The organism is Bradyrhizobium sp. USDA 4473, assembly GCF_054063335.1.
Map to the genome: position 1 here is coordinate 5,358,536 of NZ_JBSSGE010000001.1, position 19,644 is coordinate 5,378,179.

At 63.9% G+C, this 19,644-nt stretch carries 19 protein-coding genes and 1 tRNA gene; 12 read left to right on the plus strand and 8 right to left on the minus strand.

The features are described 5' to 3' along the window. Positions 1 to 184 precede the first annotated feature (184 nt). From ACVW17_RS25245 to ACVW17_RS25260, 4 genes are all read right to left on the minus strand, one after another. A complete protein-coding gene (locus tag ACVW17_RS25245; protein WP_456797976.1) occupies positions 185 to 445 on the minus strand; it encodes a hypothetical protein in 261 nt (86 codons plus the stop codon). Between the two features lie 161 nt (positions 446 to 606). Next, positions 607 to 1,404 carry a hypothetical protein gene (locus tag ACVW17_RS25250; RefSeq protein ID WP_456797977.1) on the minus strand — a complete coding sequence of 266 codons (798 nt, stop codon included), beginning with the start codon at positions 1,402 to 1,404 and terminating at the stop codon, positions 607 to 609. Positions 1,405 to 1,626: 222 nt separating this feature from the next. Beyond that, the gene (locus tag ACVW17_RS25255) at positions 1,627 to 1,908 is read right to left on the minus strand and encodes a hypothetical protein (RefSeq protein ID WP_456797978.1); all 282 of its coding nucleotides are present in this window, start codon (positions 1,906 to 1,908) and stop codon (positions 1,627 to 1,629) included. A gap of 281 nt (positions 1,909 to 2,189) precedes the next feature. Continuing rightward, entirely contained in the window at positions 2,190 to 3,554 is a 1,365-nt protein-coding gene (locus tag ACVW17_RS25260) for a matrixin family metalloprotease (protein ID WP_456797979.1), read from the minus strand. Positions 3,555 to 3,904: 350 nt separating this feature from the next. On the opposite strand from ACVW17_RS25260, the gene ACVW17_RS25265 reads away from it, so the two are divergent. Then, positions 3,905 to 5,038 (plus strand): calcium-binding protein, encoded by a 1,134-nt coding sequence (locus tag ACVW17_RS25265; RefSeq protein WP_456797980.1) that lies wholly within the window; start codon positions 3,905 to 3,907, stop codon positions 5,036 to 5,038. A 143-nt stretch (positions 5,039 to 5,181) separates the two neighbouring features. Here ACVW17_RS25265 and ACVW17_RS25270 read toward each other — a convergent pair. After that, positions 5,182 to 5,274: transfer RNA gene (locus ACVW17_RS25270), tRNA-Ser, on the minus strand. 250 nt (positions 5,275 to 5,524) lie between these two features. Then, complete coding sequence (locus ACVW17_RS25275; RefSeq protein WP_456797981.1) at positions 5,525 to 8,008, minus strand: transglycosylase SLT domain-containing protein; 2,484 nt, start codon at positions 8,006 to 8,008, stop codon at positions 5,525 to 5,527. 306 nt (positions 8,009 to 8,314) lie between these two features. Here ACVW17_RS25275 and dapA point away from each other — a divergent pair, with 306 nt between their 5' ends. From dapA to ACVW17_RS25295, 4 genes are all read left to right on the plus strand, one after another. Next, positions 8,315 to 9,205 (plus strand): 4-hydroxy-tetrahydrodipicolinate synthase, encoded by an 891-nt coding sequence (gene dapA / locus ACVW17_RS25280; protein ID WP_456754408.1) that lies wholly within the window; start codon positions 8,315 to 8,317, stop codon positions 9,203 to 9,205. A 59-nt stretch (positions 9,206 to 9,264) separates the two neighbouring features. Next, on the plus strand, positions 9,265 to 9,678 hold the full coding sequence (gene mscL / locus ACVW17_RS25285; RefSeq protein ID WP_456756527.1) for a large conductance mechanosensitive channel protein MscL: 414 nt from the start codon (positions 9,265 to 9,267) through the stop codon (positions 9,676 to 9,678). A 1-nt stretch (position 9,679) separates the two neighbouring features. Beyond that, on the plus strand, positions 9,680 to 10,153 hold the full coding sequence (smpB, locus tag ACVW17_RS25290) for an SsrA-binding protein SmpB (protein ID WP_212013348.1): 474 nt from the start codon (positions 9,680 to 9,682) through the stop codon (positions 10,151 to 10,153). A gap of 97 nt (positions 10,154 to 10,250) precedes the next feature. Continuing rightward, positions 10,251 to 10,832, plus strand: coding sequence for a peroxiredoxin (locus ACVW17_RS25295; protein WP_456754409.1), 582 nt, complete (start codon positions 10,251 to 10,253; stop codon positions 10,830 to 10,832). Between the two features lie 209 nt (positions 10,833 to 11,041). Here the strand turns inward: ACVW17_RS25295 and ACVW17_RS25300 are convergent, their stop codons facing one another. Further along, on the minus strand, positions 11,042 to 11,701 hold the full coding sequence (locus ACVW17_RS25300; protein ID WP_456754410.1) for a uracil-DNA glycosylase: 660 nt from the start codon (positions 11,699 to 11,701) through the stop codon (positions 11,042 to 11,044). After that, positions 11,682 to 12,323, minus strand: a complete 642-nt coding sequence (locus ACVW17_RS25305) for a LabA-like NYN domain-containing protein (protein ID WP_050422617.1) — start codon at positions 12,321 to 12,323, stop codon at positions 11,682 to 11,684. Before ACVW17_RS25305 ends, ACVW17_RS25300 begins: the two co-directional genes overlap by 20 nt. Positions 12,324 to 12,683: 360 nt before the next feature. On the opposite strand from ACVW17_RS25305, the gene rpoZ reads away from it, so the two are divergent. The 7 genes from rpoZ to era all read left to right on the plus strand — a co-directional run bounded on the left by rpoZ (position 12,684) and on the right by era (position 19,618). Next, a complete protein-coding gene (gene rpoZ, locus ACVW17_RS25310; protein WP_016844003.1) occupies positions 12,684 to 13,076 on the plus strand; it encodes a DNA-directed RNA polymerase subunit omega in 393 nt (130 codons plus the stop codon). Between the two features lie 217 nt (positions 13,077 to 13,293). Then, complete coding sequence (locus ACVW17_RS25315; RefSeq protein ID WP_456754411.1) at positions 13,294 to 15,585, plus strand: RelA/SpoT family protein; 2,292 nt, start codon at positions 13,294 to 13,296, stop codon at positions 15,583 to 15,585. A gap of 56 nt (positions 15,586 to 15,641) precedes the next feature. Continuing rightward, entirely contained in the window at positions 15,642 to 16,412 is a 771-nt protein-coding gene (locus tag ACVW17_RS25320; protein ID WP_456754412.1) for a pyridoxine 5'-phosphate synthase, read from the plus strand. Next, positions 16,409 to 16,825, plus strand: a complete 417-nt coding sequence (gene acpS, locus ACVW17_RS25325) for a holo-ACP synthase (RefSeq protein WP_456754413.1) — start codon at positions 16,409 to 16,411, stop codon at positions 16,823 to 16,825. The genes ACVW17_RS25320 and acpS overlap by 4 nt, the downstream gene beginning before the upstream one ends. A 285-nt stretch (positions 16,826 to 17,110) precedes the next feature. After that, positions 17,111 to 17,872, plus strand: coding sequence for a signal peptidase I (lepB, locus tag ACVW17_RS25330; RefSeq protein ID WP_456754414.1), 762 nt, complete (start codon positions 17,111 to 17,113; stop codon positions 17,870 to 17,872). Next, positions 17,869 to 18,690, plus strand: a complete 822-nt coding sequence (gene rnc / locus ACVW17_RS25335; protein WP_456754415.1) for a ribonuclease III — start codon at positions 17,869 to 17,871, stop codon at positions 18,688 to 18,690. The genes lepB and rnc overlap by 4 nt, the downstream gene beginning before the upstream one ends. After that, positions 18,683 to 19,618, plus strand: a complete 936-nt coding sequence (gene era / locus ACVW17_RS25340; protein ID WP_456754416.1) for a GTPase Era — start codon at positions 18,683 to 18,685, stop codon at positions 19,616 to 19,618. The genes rnc and era overlap by 8 nt, the downstream gene beginning before the upstream one ends. Positions 19,619 to 19,644: the final 26 nt, after the last annotated feature.

The following is a 19,644-nucleotide window of genomic DNA, read 5'->3' on the forward strand; positions in this document are numbered from 1 at the left end:
CCCTCGTGAACGCGGCTGCCGACGCGGCAACGGCACATCACCGGCGGGTGCGACAGCACCTCATCATTGCTCCAAGCGAACAGCCTTTCCCTTCGGGCTGGTACAGATATCCAGGCTTTGGGCCGATCCCGCCGGGCGAGAACCGGAATCTCGATCCGTCGACCCGCGGCAGCGGCTGACGCCGTTAGCGCCGGGATCCGTCGGTGATACGCTGCTCGAGTGTGGCGATGGTGCCCTTGAGATTGGCGCACCGCTCGTTGAGCGACCTTGCCAGGATTGGATACCTCGCGTCCGATCGGTCGTAAATTCCCGTGCGCGCTTCTTCGGTCGCGATGTCGGCTTCGATCTGCTGGCAGGCGCGGGCCAGGTCGGACAGCATCTTGCTGATCGTCGACTCGCGTCCGGCGCGTCCGCGGGCTGTCTCAAAACGATGATGCATGTTCATTTGCGGGCTCCGAATGTCTGAGTTCGGCACAGGGAACAGCTGGCGCCGAACCGTTCACGGAGACATCGCAAATTGCCTGCCAGTTGCGGGTCCGCAGGACTACGGTCGGGGCGGTCTGGCGCGGAAGAGGCCATCGGCGGGTGCAGCCTTGGTCTCGCCGGCTAGTCGCGGCGCCAGGCCGGAATGCAGGCGCTGAGCGCGGCGCGCTTGTAGTCGCGCGCGGCATCCTGATCTCCGGTCTGTTCGGCAAACCTGACTGCGGCCTCCATGTCCTGAGCGGCGGACGCGCTGTCGCAGAACAGGCTGTGAATGTCGGCCCGGTAGCGATAGGCCCTATAGTTCATCGGGTTGTATGACAGCGCCAGATTGTAGTTGCCTTGCTCCTCGGCGGCGCCTCGGCGCGCTTCATCGGACTGGCTGTTGAAGTTGGCGAGGCGATTGAGCGACTGCAATGTCCCGAGCTCCATGTAACGGAGAGACATCGCGCCAAAACTCGCAGGAAGAGCTTCGCGCGACGGAGAAGGTTGCGTCACCGCAGTGTTCGCGCGCTCAATTTCGATCTTCTTGTATTTGATGGCCTTGGCGTAATCCCGCAAGCTCTCGAACGTGCTCGATATTTCGCCGTTGATCGGCGCAAGATAGGCGGTCGAGAGCCGTCGATCCCTGAGCAGGTTGAGGCATGCCCGAATCTTGGCCTGCGGCGGCGCGACATCGCGACATTCCCTGTCAACCACACCCCACGCATCGCGGGCATGTACCTTTGGCGGCGTCTGCGCTGCCGGCAGAACGAGAGCCAGCGCGAAGCAGATCGCTATCCTGAGACCGCGGCTTGGGCCGTTCATCCCAATTCTTCTTATGTCGTCTCTTATGTCGTCGCGTGCAGCCCGATCCCGACCAGGCGGAGGATCGTTCATGACGATGCCAGATAATCCGGCCGAGGGGAAGCTGACACCCAGCATGGATGGACGCAAAGTGGGGCCGTCCGTGACTGGGAAAGACCGAACGGCCCCAGCCGGCCGGTAGCACCAAAATGGAAGAAAGCGGCCGGCGCTCCAGCTACGGTATCGCCCGCCAAATGGTTTCACCGGCCAAGCAAGGTCGCGGTCGTGCGATCCCTTTCGCGCGGCTGGGTCAGATCACCTTTGCTTCCTTGACGTTCCTGCAGGCAATGCGGCTGCTCGCTATGAGTGCGCAGGGCCGGCTTGGCGACAGGTCGTTAGGACGAACGCCGCCTTGCTGCACTGCCATTGGCTGCCAAGTGCTGCGCTCGAGACGGGCCGCGGGGCGGCGATGATCGCCAGCACGACGACCATGCAAGCCAGCGACGTTGCGAAGACGAGCCTGGTTACCTTGGGCGAGAAGCACTGCCGTAGCCAGGGACCGAGGTCGGCGGAGCGACGAAGCTGGGCATTGCGCAAAATCTGGTCGAGATCCTGGAATTGAACGCCGCTGTCTTGCTGCATGGCTCTACTCCGGAAAATATTCAGGTGAATGAAAACGATGCGGGGATGCTGAGCGCGGTTTGTTGCGCGCTCGCTTCGCGGCGGTGGAAATGATGTTTCATTCACGCGGAGGTGAATGCCGGTGTCCAGGCGAGGCTTGCTGTCAGCGATCGCCTCTATCAAACCGTGTCCAACCGTGTGCCCCCAACGGTCCGGAAGTGGTGCGGCGCCTTTTCAGGCGAACAGCCGGGTGGCGCTGTTGGCGACCACCACCCTGAAAGGGGGCGCGCGGAACGACCGTCTCAAGCGAAGCTGAACATGCTTGCGCTGAGCTGTCCGGGCGCGATGCCGATCAGCCAGGCGGCGTTGCCGGCCGCGTCCGTGATGATCGTGGTGTTGATGCCGGGCGAATAGAACTCGGCTGCCTGAACATCGGCAAACGAATGGAGCGACGTAGCTGCGAAGCTCAGGAGGTCATTCACACCGCCCGTGTTGAAGTCCTCGATCACCATGACTCCAGATGAGGCATCGCTGATCAGGAATGTATCCCTCCCGCCGCCGCCCCACGCGTAGTCAACCCCGCCATCGCCGCTGATGAGGTCGTTACCGGAGCCCATCAGAAACACGTCGACGCCGCTGCCGCCCGTGACTGTGTCGCCTCCGTTGGAGCCGTAGACGTAGTTCTGGCCCGAACCGCCATAGATGACGTTGCCGTCGCTCTCGCCTGACGAGATGAAGATGTTCAGCCCGGAACCGCCGAACATGGTGTCGACGCCAGCGCCGCCGTAAAAATAGTTCGTGCCGGCTCCGCCATAGAGCAGGTCGCTCCCGGCTTCGCCGAACATCACGTTGACATCGGACGCCGACGCTCCCCCCGAGCCGAACAGCGCATCGTTGCCGTCGCCGCCATACAGGTAGTTGAAACCCGTGCCGCCATAAAGCGCGTCATTTCCGCTGCCGCCAAGCAGGACATCAGTGCCGTCGCCGCCGAACAGAAAGTCGTCGCCTCCGTAGGCATAGATGTAGTCGTTGCCGCCGAAAGCGTAGATGGCATCGGCCGCATTGCTTCCCAGCAGAACATCATTCGCCGCCGAGCCGTTGGTGACGACGGTGCCGGCTGGGACATCCGGTTGGCCGGAGGCCGGTCCATAAAGTGCCTGAATGCCGTCGATGTCCGACTGCGTCAGATTGGTCACGCCGGCGCTAGCGTAGGTGTTCATGATGGCCGGGCCGCCGTCGTAATGAGCGAGGCCCAGTGCATGGCCGATTTCGTGGGTCGCGACGGCCTCGAAACTTATTCCTCCCGAAAGCTCCAAGCCGCTGGACGTAGACGAGTAAGTCTCGGCCTGGTCAAAGCTGATCGTGACATCGGGCAGAAAGTCGCCGTTGGAGTAGTAGTACGAGGTCTCTGCCAGGATCCCGTAAGGGCCGTCAAAAGTGCCGAGTCCAAAACGGATGTCGGCGCTGGCAGAATCCGCCACCTCGACGAACGTCACATCGGCCACGGCAGACCATCGCCTCAAGGCATCGATGATTTCCTGCTCATATTCACCGGGCTGAAAAAACGCCGAGTATGTCTCGGGCTGCCCCGAGAAATTGGCCGTGGCAAAACTCCACGTGATGGTCTTCGATGACCAGACGGGTCCTTCCAAGTTGTAGTCGGCCATGGAGCTTGCTGCCTGTTGCGTCTCACCGGAAGCCAATATCGCGATACTTCGCTTCCGAAGCTTTATCTCGTCCGATTTGTGGTGCCGAAAAGGTAAATAAAGTTCTGTGAGGTCAACCGTCCGGGGCTGGCCATAAGCTCCGGAAAGCAGGGCGATCGGCACCATGAGGGTGAGACGGCAACCCTCCAGCAAGCTGCAATGAGTTCGAATTGCGGCCGGAGGTGCATAGACACCGGTTCCCGGACTGCGGTTCCCGACACCACGCTCGCACCATCGTCTACCTTTGGTAGTGCTGCGAGCTTGCTATACTCCCTTACTATACTCTGTGAGCGGGATATGCGGAGGACGCCATGACAACGTACGTTGGAACGCTGAGCGACGACGACCACGCCGCAACTGCAGGTGAGGACGTATTTTATGGACTAGACGGCAACGATACGCTCGTTGCGACGATGACCGGTAGCGTCATCTATGGCGGCAATGGCAACGATAGCCTCAGTTCGAGCATCTCTCACGAGGATTCAGCCATAATCTACGGCGGCGAAGGCAATGACACTCTGTCAGCCTTCGATTCGACCTTGTCAGGAGATGGAGGCGACGATTCCATCCAGGGCCAAGGCAGTTTCCTTTATGGCGGCGAAGGCAATGATACGATCACCACGGGCTGGGACGGGTCTTTCCGTCTGGGGAACGCCTATGGTGGCCTCGGTAACGACGTCATCACTGGACCGGGGTCTGCGATCGACGGCGGCGCCGGCGATGACACGATCTATGGCGGCACCATCGGCTTGGGTAACACCCTGACTGTGCTCCAGGGCGGCGATGGAAACGACAGTATTATCATCAGTAGCTCCGGATCAGTCACCGACCGGCTGATGGCCTACGGAGGACAGGGCAACGACAGCATTTACGGCGGCCAGGGCGCGGACACCCTTATCGGCGATCAAGGTGTCGACCTGCTCGAAGGCAACGCGGGCGATGATTACCTGTACATGCCGTCCGGCGGAGGCACGGCCTATGGAGGCGACGGCAACGATGTCGCTGTTGGCTCTGGCGCCAATGACGTGCTGATTGGCGATGCCGGCGACGATACCGCCTACGGATACGGAGGTAACGACTACCTCTACGGGGGAGCCGGCAACGACGTGATGTTTGGCGGCGACGGCACCGATGTGCTGTTGGGCGGTGCAGGCAACGACTATTTCGATGGCGGCACCGGCGTGAACTATTATTTCGGCGGTGGCGGCAACAACACTTTTGTCTCCAACGATGTGCCGAGCGTCCAGGTGATTCAGGATTTCAATGCCGCCACCGACACGGTGCAACTGAACGGCACAGGCTTCAGTTCGTTTGCGGACGTGCTGTCGCACTCCTACCAGAACGGCGCCTACTTCGTGGTCCAGGTCGACAGCGACACGTCGGTGTGGCTGAACGGCGCGACCTCGAGCACCGTTAGCGCGTCCAATTTCAACATTGTGTCTTAGCTGCTGCGATCCGTTGGATGCACGATGGAAGCCGCGACTCGCTGCGGAAGCCCGATCCGGCGGAATAGGAAAAGAAAGCCCGCTTGTATCAGGCGAGCGGGCTCAATCAAAAGTGCCGAAATTCTGTGGCGATTTCAACGGGCTGGCGGAGAGGGAGGGATTCGAACCCTCGATACAGCTTGAGACCGTATGACGCTTTAGCAAAGCGTTGCCTTCAGCCACTCGGCCACCTCTCCGGTGGCGCCGATATGCCCGAGTGGGCGCTGAGCCGCAAGCGGCAGATTCAGATTGCGACAAGGTGATTTGGTGGCAGCGCGGTCTCCGGCGGCCCGCGGGCGGGCGCCGAGCCCTTATATCGCGCATCGGCTAGCCGGCGCCGGCTCGGATCATGGACGGAAATATAAGATGTAGCAATGGCTTAGACTGAAGATCGGGCGGGGCCGGAGGCGCGTCGCCGCACGGCTGTTGAAAACCGGCCGCAACGGCTCATTCCACCCCGGTGCCGCGATGCAGGTCGGCCTCGATCTGCAATCGGGTGCCGCCGCCGAACCGGGCGCGATAGACCTGCAGGTTCTCCATGATCCGCTGGACGTAGTTCCGCGTCTCCGAGAACGGAATCAGCTCGACCCAGTCGACCGCGTCGACCTTGGGGTCGCGCGGGTCGCCATAACGCTCGATCCACTTCCGCACGCTGCCGCGGCCGGCATTGTAGGCGGCGAAGGTCAGGATGTAGGAGCCGCGATAGTCCTCGAGCAGGCCGCCGAGCTCGGCAGCGCCGAGCATCGCGTTGTAGACCGGGTCGGTCTTCATCCGGTTGAGGTCGAAGCCGATGCCGGCGCGCTTGGCGACGTAGCGTCCGGCGTCCGGCGTCACCTGCATCAAGCCGTAGGCCTGCGCCGGCGACACCACCGCCGGATTGAACGCGCTCTCCTGCCGCGCAATCGCGTAGACCACGCTCTGCTCGACCTCGGGCCCGACCTGGCGGAACGAGGGGATGCCGTTGACCGGATAGGCGTAGTGGTCGAACGGCAGGCCGCGGTTGAGTGCGGCCTTGCCCATCAGCAGCATGCCGCGGGCATCGCCGTGGCGCGCGGTGAGCTCGCCGAGGCCGGCCAGCGCTTCCGGATCGCCGTTGTCGCCCATGTCGCCGAAGATCGGGATCGCGAGTTCGCGGGCGTCGATTTCGTAGAGCAGGGCGACCGCGCGCACGATCTCGAGCCGGTCGGCGCCGCGGCCGCGCGGCGCGCTGTTGAGCTCGATCTGCGGCAGGCCGAGTTTTGCGCGCGCGAGCTGGCCGTAATAGCTGGTGGATTGTTCGGCCGCGCGCCCATAGGCGGCGCGCGCCTCCTGGCTGCGGCCGGCAGCCTCCGCGGCGCGGCCCTGCCAATAGCCGGCGCGCGCCAGCGCCGTCGGGTTGGCGCTGCCGACGCCGATCCGCGCGAAATGCTGGGCGGCGAGGGCGGGATCGTTGAGGAAGCGCAGCGCGATCCAGCCCGCGGTGAATTCCTGCTCGGTCTTGTAGATGTCGCGCGCCGGCAGCGCCGCGTCGCGCGCGATCAGATAGGCGGTGCGAAACTCGTTGACGTCGATCATCTTGCGCGCCAGCAGCCGGCGCTCGACCCACCATTCGTCGACGTTGTAGAGGCGCGCAGCGTCCCTCGGCGCGCTCAGCATCAGCTGCGCGGCTTCGGCGAATTTCTCCTCGCGGCGGAGCAGCTGGATCTTGGCGAACAGATAGCCGGTGTCGCCGGACAATTCGCGCGGCACCTCTTCGAGCAGCGCGCGCAGGTTCGAGCCCTTTCGGTTGGCCGCGATCCGCGCTTTGGCCAGCGCCAGATAGCCGGAGCCGAGGCGCTTGGCCGCGCGGATGCCGGCGGCCTCGTTGTCGGTGCCGTAGAGCATGGTGTCCATGCGCGCCTTGTGATCGCCGGCGGTCAGGAACGAGCCGAACATCTCGAGCGCGGCGGATTCGGTGTCCTCGCTCATCGGATCGTTGCGCCAGGCCTCGCGTACCAGGCGCTCGGCATTGCCGCGGTCGCCGCGCCCGAGCATCACCTTGGCGAGCGCGAGCCTGCCCTTGGCCGAGACCGGCGATTCATTCTGGAACCAGCCCCATACCACGGAGTCGTCGCGACGGTCGTCCCACAGCGAGGCTTCGATGCGGCGGCGCAGGAACGTCTGCGACGGCCAGCTCGGATTGGCGTCGAGGAAGGCGCGGTAGCGTTCGACCGAGGCGCCATTGTCCTCGCTGCGCAGGATCAGCCATTCGGCAAGCTTGCGCGCGACCGGATCGGAGATCGAGGCCTCGGCCTCGGTGGCATCCGACGGCTTGCGCTTGCGCAACAGCTCGACGACGCCGGCGAGCGCTTCCTTGTCCGACTGCGACGTCGACGATGTCGCGGCGATCGCCGCAGGCAGCACCGGCTTGCGCGCGATCGGCGCGGCATGCTGGCGGGTCGCCGGAACCAGCGCGGGCGCGGGCACCGACCTGGTCGAGATCGTTCCTGTTGCAGCCGGCGCAGTGTGCTTTGATGTCGCGGAAGTGGTGGTCTTGGATTCGGTGGACTTAGGAGTCGTGGTCTTGTGGGCCTCGGCCTTGGGAGCGGCCCTGGCGCCGTCCGTCTTGGCGCCGTCCGTCTTGGCCGTGCCGGACTTGGACCCGGTCGTCTTGGCAGCGTCGGTCTTGACGGCGCTGTGTTTGGTTTCGCCGCTCTTGCTCGCGGCCGGCTTGGAATGCACCGGCTTCCCGGTCGAGCTCTTGGGAGTGGTGCTCTTGGGAGCCGCACTCTTCGGCGCGGCCGGCTTCGCAGCGCTGGATTTGGCAGTCGTGTCCTGGGCAGCCGGCTTGGCTGCGGGCGCGTCTTCGGCGGCCCATGCACTGGCCGTGACGGCGGCAAGGCCGACGACGAGCGCCAGGCTCGTCGCCAGCGCCGTCGATCGCAATGTGCCTGCGCGGGCGGATCGGATCACAGAAGTCCTCTGCGGCCCCGAATCATCGGATCGTTCGGGCCATGGGTTCTTATTTGATTGAAAACGTAGACAAAATACTAAGAAGCCTGCCGGTGCGGCTGTTTGCGCCAGCACAACGGCAAAATCGCGGCTGGAACCGGCTGGGAATAGGTACGGTGCGGCCCTTTCGCCTGTCGGCCAGACCCGATATGAATTGCCTTACATGGCGTTTCGCAACAACCGGGTGCCGGTTGCACGGACGTGAAGCACGACAACAACAAGGGTCCGTCGACCTAGCCTTTAGCCTGAAGCGTTTGGAGGAAGTCCATGGCAGCCAAGACAAAATTCCGGGGATCATTCACTGCCTTGGTGACGCCCTTCAAAAACGGCGCGGTCGATGAGGCGGCGTTCCGCGGTCTCGTGAACTGGCAGATCGCGGAAGGCACCCACGGTCTGGTGCCGGTCGGCACCACCGGCGAGAGCCCGACGCTGAGCCATGACGAGCACAAGCGGGTGGTCGAGTGGTGCATCGCGGAGGCCAAGGGCCGGGTGCCCGTGATCGCCGGCGCCGGCTCCAATTCGACCAAGGAGGCGATCGAGCTCGCCGAGCATGCCGAGAAGGCCGGCGCCAACGCCGTGCTGGTGGTGACGCCGTACTACAACAAGCCGACCCAGGAAGGCCTGTATCAGCACTTCAAGGCGATCAACGATGCGATCGGCATTCCGATCATCATCTACAACATTCCGCCGCGCTCGGTGATCGACATGTCGGTCGACACCATGAAGCGGCTGTTCGAGCTGAAGAACATCGCCGGCGTCAAGGACGCGACCGCGAGCATGGTGCGGGTCTCGCAGCAGCGCGCCGCGATGGGCGAGGACTTCAACCAGCTGTCCGGCGAGGACGCCACCATCATCGGCTACATGGCCCATGGCGGCCATGGCTGCATCTCGGTGACCTCGAACGTCGCGCCGCGGCTGTGCGCGGAATTCCAGACCGCCTGGCAGAAGGGCGATGTCACCACGGCGCTCAAGATCCACGACAAGCTGATGCCGCTGCACACCAACCTCTTCATCGAGAGCAACCCGGCGCCGGTGAAATATGCGATGTCGCTGCTCGGCAAGCTCGACGAGAAGCTGCGCCTGCCGATGGTGCCGGTCAGCGAATCCACCCGCCAGGCGGTCCGCAGCGCCATGGTGCATGCCGGCCTGATCAACTGAACCGGGACCATACCGCCGTGAACACTACCGTGCGCAACGTCGAACAGAAGGGGATCGGGATGCTGAAGGAATTCCGCGATTTCGCCATGAAGGGTAACGTCGTCGACCTCGCCGTTGCGGTCATCATCGGCGCGGCCTTCGGCGCCATCGTCAACTCGCTGGTCGGCGACATCATCATGCCGATCGTCGGCATGATCGGCGGTCTCGACTTCTCGAACTACTTCATCCCGCTCGCCAAGAACGTGACCGCCACCAATTTGGCCGATGCCAAGAAGCAGGGCGCGGTGCTGGCTTACGGCAATTTCATCACGCTGATCGTGAATTTCGTGATCGTCGCCTTCGTGCTGTTCATCGTGATCCGCCTGATGAGCCAATTCAAGCGCAAGGAGGCGGCTGCGCCCGCCGAGCCGCCGAAGCCGTCCGACGAGGTCGTGCTGCTGACGGAAATCCGCGACCTCCTCAAGAAGAGCTAAAGTGGCCGAGAAGAACGAACGCCCGATCAAGGTTGTCGCCGAGAACCGAAAGGCCCGCTTCAACTACGCCATCGAGGACACCATCGAGGCCGGCATTTCGCTGACCGGCACCGAGGTGAAGTCAATCCGCAGCGGCAAGAGCACGATCGCGGAATCCTATGCGGATTCCAAGGACGGCGAGATCTGGCTGATCAACGCCAATATCCCGGAATATCTGCAGGCCAACCGCTTCAACCACGAGCCGAAGCGGCCGCGAAAACTGCTGCTGCACCGCAAGCAGATCAACAAGCTGCTCGGCGCGGTCGACCGCGAGGGCATGACGCTCATTCCGCTCAAGCTGTACTTCAACGAGCGCGGCCGTGCCAAACTGCTGCTCGCGGTCGCCAAGGGCAAGAAGCTGCACGACAAGCGCGAGAGCGAGAAAAAGCGCGACTGGAGCCGCGAGAAGGGCCGCCTGATGCGGGCGCGCGGGTAGAGCGAGTAGCGAATGGCGAGTGGCGAATAGGGCAGGAAGGACATCCTTTTTCAATTCGTATTCGCCACTCGCCATTCGCCACTTCTTGGAGCCGGACATGACGCAATCGAGCCTGACCGACGTCGACTGGAGCAAGATCCCCCCGCCGACCGACGATGGCGGCGCGGCGCATCTTGTCGGCATGACGATCCCGCCGGTGACCCTGCGGGCCACCAACGACATGTCGGTGACGTTATCGACGCTTACGGGCCGCACCGTGGTGTTCGCCTATCCGCGAACCGGCGAGCCCGGCAAGATCGGGCTGGTCGATGATTGGGACATGATCCCGGGTGCGCGCGGCTGCACGCCGCAGACCTGCGCGTTCCGCGACCTGTTCGCCGAGCTCAAGGCGGCCGGCGCCGCGCAGGTGTTCGGGCTGTCGACGCAAAGCAATGCCTACCAGACCGAGATGGCCTCGCGCCTGCATCTGCCGTTTCCGGTGCTGTCGGACGAAGCGCTGGAGCTGACGCACGCGCTGAGATTGCCGACGATGGCGGTCGCGGGCCTGACCCTGATCAGGCGGCTCGCCCTTGTGATCGACGACGCGCGCATCAGCCACGTGTTCTATCCGGTGTTTCCGCCCGACCGGAACGCCGGCGACGTGCTGGAATGGCTGCAGGCCAACCCGCGAAAGGACTAGCGCGATACGAAGTCTGGGGGCCGTCGCACGGGGCGTTGCCAAAATACCGAGGAACAACCCCATGCAAAGGAGCCGGCCGCGGCCGGCGCTCGACCAGGCAGCTTGACACGTCGGGCAACTCAGGGATATTCTTCTATTATTCCGAAATAGCGCAGGGTGTCCCCGACATTTGCGGATTGCGTTTCGCAAAGCGGATACCGGAAAGCGCGCTAGCCGAGTTCCTCGCGCACGGTCGCGAACACCTTCCGGAACATAGCGGTCGTCAGCACGCCGGTGTTCGTGTTGTAGCGCGAGCAGTGGTAGCTGTCGTAGAGCTTGAATTTGCCTCTGCTATGCACTGCGCCGTGCACAAAGGGCGCTGCGGCCAGGCGAATGTCCAACGCCCGCAATGTTGATTCGTGCGCGATTCGGCCAAGCAGCACGATCGCGCGCAGCTTCGGCATCGTCGCGATGGTGGCGCGGAGGAATTGCCGGCAGGTGTTGATCTCGGCCGGCAGCGGCTTGTTCTGCGGCGGCACGCAGCGCACCGCGTTGCTGATCCGCGCGTCGACCAGCTTCATGCCGTCGTCCGGGCGCGCCTGATAGACTCCGCTGGCGAAGCCGTATTCGAGCAAGGTCGCGTAGAGCAGGTCACCGGCGTAGTCGCCGGTGAACGGACGGCCGGTGCGGTTGGCGCCCTGCATGCCGGGCGCCAGGCCAACGATCAGCAGCCGCGCATTCGGATCGCCGAACGAGTCCACCGGCGAGTTGAACCAGTCCGGGTTGCGCGTGCGGGCTTCTGCGCGGAAGTCGGCCAGCCTTGGGCAGAGCTGACAGTTGCTGTCGGGTCGCGTCGCAGCAGTGACGAGATTACTCGTCGAAATCGTCATCGGCTCCCCGTGGGGCCATGGTGGTCGCACGCTGCAGGAATTGCGGGGAGTGGTGACGCGGTTCGCGGGGCTCGCGGGGGGCCGGACGTTCGGACGGATCGCGGCCGAGCTTGGATTGCAGCTCGACGAGATCGGTGAAGACGTCGGCCTGGCGGCGCAGCTCGTCGGCGATCATCGGCGGCTGGCTGGCAATCGTCGAGATGACGGTGACGCGAACGCCGCGGCGCTGCACGGCCTCGACCAGCGAGCGGAAGTCGCCATCGCCGGAAAACAGGATCATCTGGTCGATATGCTCGGCGAGTTCCATGGCATCGACCGCGAGCTCGATGTCCATGTTGCCCTTTACCTTGCGGCGGCCGCTGGCGTCGATGAATTCCTTGGTCGCCTTGGTGACGACGGTGTAGCCGTTGTAGTCGAGCCAGTCGATCAGCGGACGAATCGAGGAGTACTCCTGATCCTCGATGATCGCCGTGTAGTAGAACGCGCGAAGCAGCGTGCCGCGACTCTGGAATTCCTTGAGAAGGCGCTTGTAGTCGATGTCGAAGCCCAGCGTCTTTGCGGTGGCGTAAAGATTGGCTCCGTCGATGAAGAGCGCGATCTTGTTGGAAACAGGTGACGACATCAAAGTGTTCTCGCGTGGTTGTTAGTGTTCTTAGCGCGGCGGTGATCAACCGCGCGCAATTTCCGGCGCTGCTGCCTAAAGTTCTGTGAATCTTTCCCCACGACAGTCACCACCGCAATTATGGTGAGGCGAGGGCAAAAAGCCTAGACCTTTGACATTGCAATCGAGAGATTTACTTGTCCGGGACAGCAACCAAGCCATGTCGTCAGACGCTCCGGCCCTTCTGGCCCCGGCAGACCGGGTTATCAGAGCCAGTTGGGAAGGCAAATCACAAATTTTACCTTGCGAAACCGGGACCAGCCCTATAACTAACCCTCATAACCTACATGTTCGATCCCTTTTACCACGGAGCGCCTCGAGATGGCTCGCGTCACCGTCGAAGATTGCATTGATAAGGTCGACAATCGTTTCGACCTCGTCCTGTTGGCTGCGCATCGCGCCCGGATGATCTCGTCGGGGTCGCAACTCACGGTTGATCGCGATAATGACAAGAACCCGGTCGTTTCGTTGCGGGAGATTGCCGATTCGACGATCTCGCCGGAAGACCTCAAGGAGGAACTGGTGCACTCCCTGCAGAAGTTCGTCGAGGTCGACGAGCCCGAGCCGGACACGGTGCCGCTGATCGGCTCCGCCGGGGCCAGCGTCGATGCCGACGACACCGAGGTCGCGGTCGAGCGGATGACCGAGGAAGAGCTGCTGAAGGGCCTCGAGGGGCTCGCGCCCCCGGAAGAGCAGCCCGAGGAAGACGAGTAGGCGCGTCGTTCAGCTCTTCGTTTCGAACGGATTTGAAAAAGGCCCGGACATTGCTCCGGGCCTTTGCTTTTGTTGACAATTTCGCTGTTACGGTGCGTCCTATGCGGGCGCGGGAATTTGAATGGTTCCGGGGCCCGCGCGGGGTGCAGCTTCATTCAAAAGCGCACTAGATTGAGGAACAGGGGACATCCGGTCCCGCGCGAGAGGCAGCGAGTTCATGGCGTATCGACGCCGCAGTTCCATCCAGATGCAGGCTGCAACCGAAACGGTCGCGGTGGCGCCGGCGTCGTCCGCGGCGGAGCGGCCGGCCAAGCCGCGAACGCGCATGATGCGACAATATGACCTCGTCGAGCGCGTCCGTTCCTACAACCCCGACACCAACGAAGACCTGCTCAACCGCGCCTATGTCTACGCCATGAAGGCGCACGGCACCCAGACGCGTGCCTCCGGCGATCCCTATTTCTCGCATCCGCTCGAAGTCGCCGCGATCCTCACCAACCTCAAGCTCGATGACGCCACGATCGTGGCGGCGCTGCTGCATGACACGATCGAGGACACCGAAGCGACGCGGGCCGAGATCGACCATGTGTTCGGCCACGAGATCGGCGCACTGGTCGAAGGCCTCACCAAGCTGAAGCGGCTGGAACTGGTGTCGCGCGAGGCCAAGCAGGCCGAGAATCTGCGCAAGCTGCTGCTGGCGATCGCCGACGACGTCCGCGTGCTGCTGATCAAGCTCGCCGATCGCCTGCACAACATGCGGACCATGGAATTCATGCCGCCGGCCTCGCGCCGCCGCATCGCCGAGGAGACGCTGGATATCTATGCGCCGCTGGCCGGCCGCATGGGTATGCAGGAGATGCGCGAGGAGCTCGAGGACCTGTCGTTCTTCGTGCTCGACCCCGAGGCCTATGCGGTGGTCAAGCAGCGGCTCGATTCACTGGCCGAGCGCAACCGCAATCTGATCGGCGAGATCGAAACCCAGCTCTCCAAGAACCTGCAGAACAACGGCATCACCGCGCGGGTGTTCGGCCGCCGCAAGCAGCCGTTTTCGATCTGGACCAAGATGGAGCGCAAGTCGGTCGGGTTCGAGCAGCTGTCCGACATCTACGGCTTCCGCATCATCCTCGACGACGTCGGCGCCTGCTACCGCGCGCTCGGCATCGTCCACACCACCTGGCCGGTGGTGCCGGGCCGCTTCAAGGACTACATCTCGACCCCGAAGCAGAACGACTACCGGTCGATCCACACCACGGTGATCGGGCCGGGCAAGCAGCGCGTCGAATTGCAGATCCGCACCGAGGAGATGAACCAGATCGCCGAGTTCGGCATCGCCGCGCATGCCTTCTACAAGGAGGGGGCAGGCTCGCCGCATGAGCGGCTGAAACATGAGTCCAACGCCTTCGCCTGGCTGCGCCACACCATCGGCATCCTCTCCGAGAGCTCCAATCCGGAGGAGTTCCTGGAGCACACCAAGCTCGAGCTGTTCCACGACCAGGTGTTCTGCTTCACCCCGAAGGGCAAGCTGATCGCGCTGCCGCGCAACGCCAACGTGATCGATTTCGCCTATGCGGTGCACACTGGTGTCGGCAACAGCGCGGTCGGCTGCAAGATCAACGGCAAGTTCGCGCCGCTGTCCTCCGAGCTGCAGAACGGCGACGAGGTCGAGGTCTTGACCTCGAAGGCGCAGTCGGCGCCGCCGTCGGCCTGGGAGGCGCTCGCCCGCACCGGCAAGGCGCGCGCCGCGATCCGCCGTGCCACCCGCGATGCGGTGCGCGACCAGTATGCCGGTCTCGGCCGCCGCATCGTCGACCGCCTGTTTGCCCGCGCCAAGATCGAATATGCCGACGACAAGCTGAAGGGCGCGTTGCCGCGGCTCGCGCGCAGCTCGATCGAGGAGGTGATGGCCTCGGTCGGCCGCGGCGAGATCAAGGCGTCCGACGTCGCGCGCGCGATGTATCCCGACTACAAGGAAGAGCGGCTGGTGCGCTACGGCGCCAAGAAGGGGCTCGCCGCCAAGCTGAAGACGCAGAATCCGCCGCATCCGGCGCGCGCCACCTCGGTGATCCCGGTGCGCGGCATCAATTCCGACCTGCCGGTGAAGTTCGCGCCGAACGGCGGCGCGGTGCCGGGCGACCGGATCGTCGGCATCGTCACGCCGGGCGAGGGGATCACGATCTATCCGATCCAGTCGCCGGCGTTGAAGGATTTCGAGGAGGAGCCGGAGCGCTGGCTCGACGTGCGCTGGGACATCGACGAGACCATGCCGCAGCGCTTCCCGGCGCGCATCCTGGTCCATAACGTCAACGAGCCAGGCAGCCTCGCCCAGATCGCGACCGTAATCGCCGAGCATGACGGCAATATCGACAACATCCACATGTCGCGGCAATCGCCTGATTTCACCGAGCTGACCATCGATCTTGAGGTCTATGACCTCAAGCATCTCAGCGCTATCATCGCGCAGCTGCGCGCCAAGGCCGTCGTCGCACGGGTCGAGCGCGTCAATGGCTGAAGATGGGTGCGCGGCTCCCGCGCGCGCATGACACGACTAGATTTGCAGGTCAGAAAATGTCGAACGCTCCTCCGCTCCGTCTTGGTATCAATGTCGATCACGTCGCGACCCTGCGCAACGCGCGCGGCGGGGCGCGGCCCGATCCGGTGCGGCTGGCGCTTGCCGCGATCACAGCCGGCGCCGACGGAATCACCGCGCATCTGCGCGAGGATCGCCGCCACATCCGCGACGAGGACATGGCGCGGCTCAAGGCCGAGATCTCCAAGCCGCTGAATTTCGAGATGGCGGCGACCGACGACATGATGCGGATTTCGCTCGCCACCAAGCCGCACGCGGTTTGCCTGGTGCCGGAACGGCGCCAGGAACTCACCACCGAAGGCGGCCTCGACGTGGTTGGCCAGCACAACGCGCTGGCGCCGTTCATCGCACGGCTCAATGACGCCGGCATCCGGGTCTCGCTGTTCATTGCCGCCGATCCCAGGCAGATCGAGATGGCCGCGAAGCTGAAGGCGCCGGTCATCGAGATCCACACCGGCGGCTGGTGCGACGCCGTGGTCGACGGCCACAAGGACAAGGCGGAGGCCGAGTGGACCCGGATCGTGGCCGGCGCACGGCTCGCGCAGGCGGCCGGGCTCGAGGTCCATGCCGGGCACGGGCTCGACTACGAGACCGCGCAGACGATCTCCGCGCTGCCCGAGATCCGTGAGCTGAACATCGGCTATTTCATGATGGGCGAGGCGTTGTTCGTCGGCATCGCCGAGACAGTGCGCGAGATGCGGGCGGCGATGGACCGCGGCCGCGCCAAGGCGGGTGCGGTCGGCGCATGATCATCGGCATCGGCTCCGATCTGATCGACATCACCCGGGTCGCGAAGGTGATCGAGCGCCACGGCGAACGCTTCCTCGATCGCATCTTCACCGACGCCGAGCGCGCCAAGGCGATGCGCCGCGTCAACAACGAGAAGATGGTGGTCGCGACCTACGCCAAGCGCTTCGCCGCCAAGGAGGCTTGCTCCAAGGCGCTCGGCACCGGTATCCGGCGCGGGGTGTGGTGGAAGGACATGGGCGTGGTGAACCTGCCGGGTGGGCGGCCGTCGATGCGGCTGACCGGCGGGGCGCTGGCCCGGCTCCAGGAACTGACGCCCGAAGGTATGCAGGCCCAGATCGACCTGTCGATCACGGACGATTGGCCGCTGGCGCAGGCCTTCGTCATAATTTCGGCGGTTGCCGCGGCCAGATGAACCGGCGGCGCCGGAATTTTGCCGGAAAACTTCAGCAAACCCTGAAATCATTGACATTTCAATGAATTGCGAAGTTTTGACGCGGCGATTGATTGCGCCCCTGCGAACAACCGTCTAAAACGCCGCAGGGTATATCGAGCGAGACGCGGATTCCGGGCTCAGGCCGGAATTTGCCCTCAAGATCAGAATCAAGGCCATTTTCCTCACGCGAGGGCCGAGCGCTTCGCGCGAAGAGAACGTTCTGCCACCGCGTGGACATCAAGGCCCACGGGAATTGGGAAAGCAATGAGCGTGACCACCGGGACCAAATCTGAAAGCGGCTTGGGCGAAACCATCCGCGTCGTCATCCATGCCCTTCTGATCGCGCTCGTGATCCGCACCTTCCTGTTCCAGCCGTTCAACATCCCCTCGGGGTCGATGAAGGCGACGCTCTTGGTCGGCGACTATCTGTTCGTCTCGAAATATTCCTACGGCTACAGCCACTATTCGATCCCGTTCTCGCCGAACATCTTCTCCGGCCGCATCTTCGGCTCGGAGCCGAACCGCGGCGACATCGTGGTGTTCCGCCTGCCGCGCGATGACTCCACCGACTACATCAAGCGCGTCATCGGCCTGCCGGGCGACCGCATCGAGGTCAAGAACGGGCTGCTCTACATCAACGACGAGCCGGTCAAGCGGGAGCGGCTGAGCGATTACGTCGGCGAGGACCCCTGCGGCTCCGGCGATGCCGCGACCCACGTCAAACGCTGGAAGGAGACGCTGCCGAACGGCGTCAGCTATGAGGCGCTGGACTGCCAAGACAACAGCTACATGGACAACACCATCGTCTACACCGTTCCGCCCGGGCATTTCTTCATGATGGGCGACAACCGCGACAACTCCACCGACAGCCGCTTCCTGTCGCAGGTCGGCTACGTGCCGTTCGAGAACATCATCGGGCGGGCCCAGATGATCTTCTTCTCGATCGCCGAGGGTGAGCAGGCCTGGATGATCTGGCGCTGGCCGTTCGCGGTGCGGTGGAATCGCCTATTCTCCATCGTGCGATGAACGACGATACCGCAGCCATCAACGATCAAGCGCCGCCCGGCGAGCCGAGCCAGACGCCTGCCGCCGACAGCACAGCCGCGCCGAAGAAGCGGCGCAGCAAGGCGGTCAAGGCCGCCGAGGCCAAGGCCGCGATCGCGGGCACCGAGGCGCGCATCGGCTACACGTTCGCGGATCCCGTGCTGCTGACCACCGCGTTCACCCACGTCTCGGCGCTGAAGCCCGCCACCCGCAACCGCGCCGACAGCTACCAGCGGCTGGAATTCCTCGGCGACCACGTGCTCGGGCTGATCGTCTCCGACATGCTGTTCCGGGCGTTCCCGAAGGCCGACGAGGGCGAATTGTCGAAGCGGCTCGCCGACCTCGTGCGCAAGGAGAGCTGCGCCGACGTCGCCAAGTCGCTCGGGCTGCTCGAGGACATCAAGCTCGGCATGGTGAAGGCGGTCGAGGGCGCGCGGCTGCGCAAATCCGTGCTCGGCGATATCTGCGAGGCGGTGATCGGGGCGATCTTCCTCGACGGCGGCTACGAGGCGGCGCGCCAGTTCGTCGAGCGCAACTGGACCGAACGGATGCACAAGCTGCGCCGGCCGCTGCGCGATCCCAAGACCGTGTTGCAGGAATGGGCGCAGGGCAAGGGATTGCCGACGCCGGTCTATCGCGAGGTCGAACGCACCGGCCCGCACCACGATCCGCAATTCCGCGTTGCGGTCGACCTGCCGGGCCTGGCTTCCGCCGAGGGCCTCGGCGGCAACAAGCGCGCGGCCGAGAAGGCAGCAGCATCCGCGATGATCGAGCGCGAAGGCGTCGGCACCAATGACTGACGAAGCCAAAGAACAGGCGGAGGCACAGGGCGATACGACGCGCTGCGGCTTCGTCGCGCTGATCGGCGCGCCCAATGTCGGCAAGTCGACGCTGGTCAACGCGCTGGTGGGCTCCAAGGTCACCATCGTCTCGCGCAAGGTGCAGACCACCCGGGCGCTGATCCGCGGCATCGTGATCGAGGACAACGCACAGATCATCCTGGTCGACACGCCCGGCATCTTCGCGCCGCGCCGCCGGCTCGACCGCGCCATGGTGTCGACCGCCTGGAGCGGCGCCCACGACGCCGACCTCGTCTGCGTGCTGCTCGACGCCAAGTCGGGCATCGACGAGGAGGCCAATGCGATCCTGGCCAAGCTCGAGAGCGTCGCGCATCCGAAGATCCTGGTGCTGAACAAGGTCGATCTCGTGCAGCGCGAGAAGCTCTTGGCGCTGGCGCAGGCCGCCAACGAGCGGATGCGCTTCGAGCACACCTTCATGATCTCGGCGCTGTCGGGCGACGGCGTCGACGATCTGCGCCGGACGCTGGCCAGGATGGTGCCCGCCGGGCCGTTCCTTTATCCCGAGGACCAGATGTCGGATGCGCCGATGCGCCATCTCGCGGCCGAGATCACCCGCGAGAAGATCTACAGCCATCTGCATCAGGAACTGCCGTATCAGTCGACGGTCGAGACCGACAGCTGGACCGACCGCAAGGACAAGTCGATCCGCATCGAGCAGACGATCTTCGTCGAGCGCGAAAGCCAGCGCAAGATCGTGCTCGGCAAGGGGGGCGCCACCATCAAGTCGATCGGCGCGCAGGCCCGCGCCGAGATCGCCGAGATCATGGGCGTGCCGGTGCATCTGTTCCTGTTCGTCAAGGTGCGCGAGAACTGGGGCGACGATCCCGATCGCTACAAGGAAATGGGACTGGACTTCCCCAAGGAATAGAGCCGGCGTTTGCTAATGGACGTGCC

Bases quoted from the DNA above. Each gene is read 5' to 3' on its own strand.
- ACVW17_RS25245 (WP_456797976.1), bottom strand. From the start codon at position 445: ATGAACATGCATCATCGTTTTGAGACAGCCCGCGGACGCGCCGGACGC.
- ACVW17_RS25250 (WP_456797977.1), bottom strand. From the start codon at position 1,404: ATGCTGGGTGTCAGCTTCCCCTCGGCCGGATTATCTGGCATCGTCATG.
- ACVW17_RS25255 (WP_456797978.1), bottom strand. From the start codon at position 1,908: ATGCAGCAAGACAGCGGCGTTCAATTCCAGGATCTCGACCAGATTTTG.
- ACVW17_RS25260 (WP_456797979.1), bottom strand. From the start codon at position 3,554: ATGGCCGACTACAACTTGGAAGGACCCGTCTGGTCATCGAAGACCATC.
- ACVW17_RS25265 (WP_456797980.1), top strand. From the start codon at position 3,905: ATGACAACGTACGTTGGAACGCTGAGCGACGACGACCACGCCGCAACT.
- dapA (WP_456754408.1), top strand. From the start codon at position 8,315: ATGGCAGCCAAGACAAAATTCCGGGGATCATTCACTGCCTTGGTGACG.
- mscL (WP_456756527.1), top strand. From the start codon at position 9,265: ATGCTGAAGGAATTCCGCGATTTCGCCATGAAGGGTAACGTCGTCGAC.
- ACVW17_RS25295 (WP_456754409.1), top strand. From the start codon at position 10,251: ATGACGCAATCGAGCCTGACCGACGTCGACTGGAGCAAGATCCCCCCG.
- ACVW17_RS25300 (WP_456754410.1), bottom strand. From the start codon at position 11,701: ATGACGATTTCGACGAGTAATCTCGTCACTGCTGCGACGCGACCCGAC.
- ACVW17_RS25305 (WP_050422617.1), bottom strand. From the start codon at position 12,323: ATGTCGTCACCTGTTTCCAACAAGATCGCGCTCTTCATCGACGGAGCC.
- rpoZ (WP_016844003.1), top strand. From the start codon at position 12,684: ATGGCTCGCGTCACCGTCGAAGATTGCATTGATAAGGTCGACAATCGT.
- ACVW17_RS25315 (WP_456754411.1), top strand. From the start codon at position 13,294: ATGGCGTATCGACGCCGCAGTTCCATCCAGATGCAGGCTGCAACCGAA.
- ACVW17_RS25320 (WP_456754412.1), top strand. From the start codon at position 15,642: ATGTCGAACGCTCCTCCGCTCCGTCTTGGTATCAATGTCGATCACGTC.
- acpS (WP_456754413.1), top strand. From the start codon at position 16,409: ATGATCATCGGCATCGGCTCCGATCTGATCGACATCACCCGGGTCGCG.
- lepB (WP_456754414.1), top strand. From the start codon at position 17,111: ATGAGCGTGACCACCGGGACCAAATCTGAAAGCGGCTTGGGCGAAACC.
- rnc (WP_456754415.1), top strand. From the start codon at position 17,869: ATGAACGACGATACCGCAGCCATCAACGATCAAGCGCCGCCCGGCGAG.
- era (WP_456754416.1), top strand. From the start codon at position 18,683: ATGACTGACGAAGCCAAAGAACAGGCGGAGGCACAGGGCGATACGACG.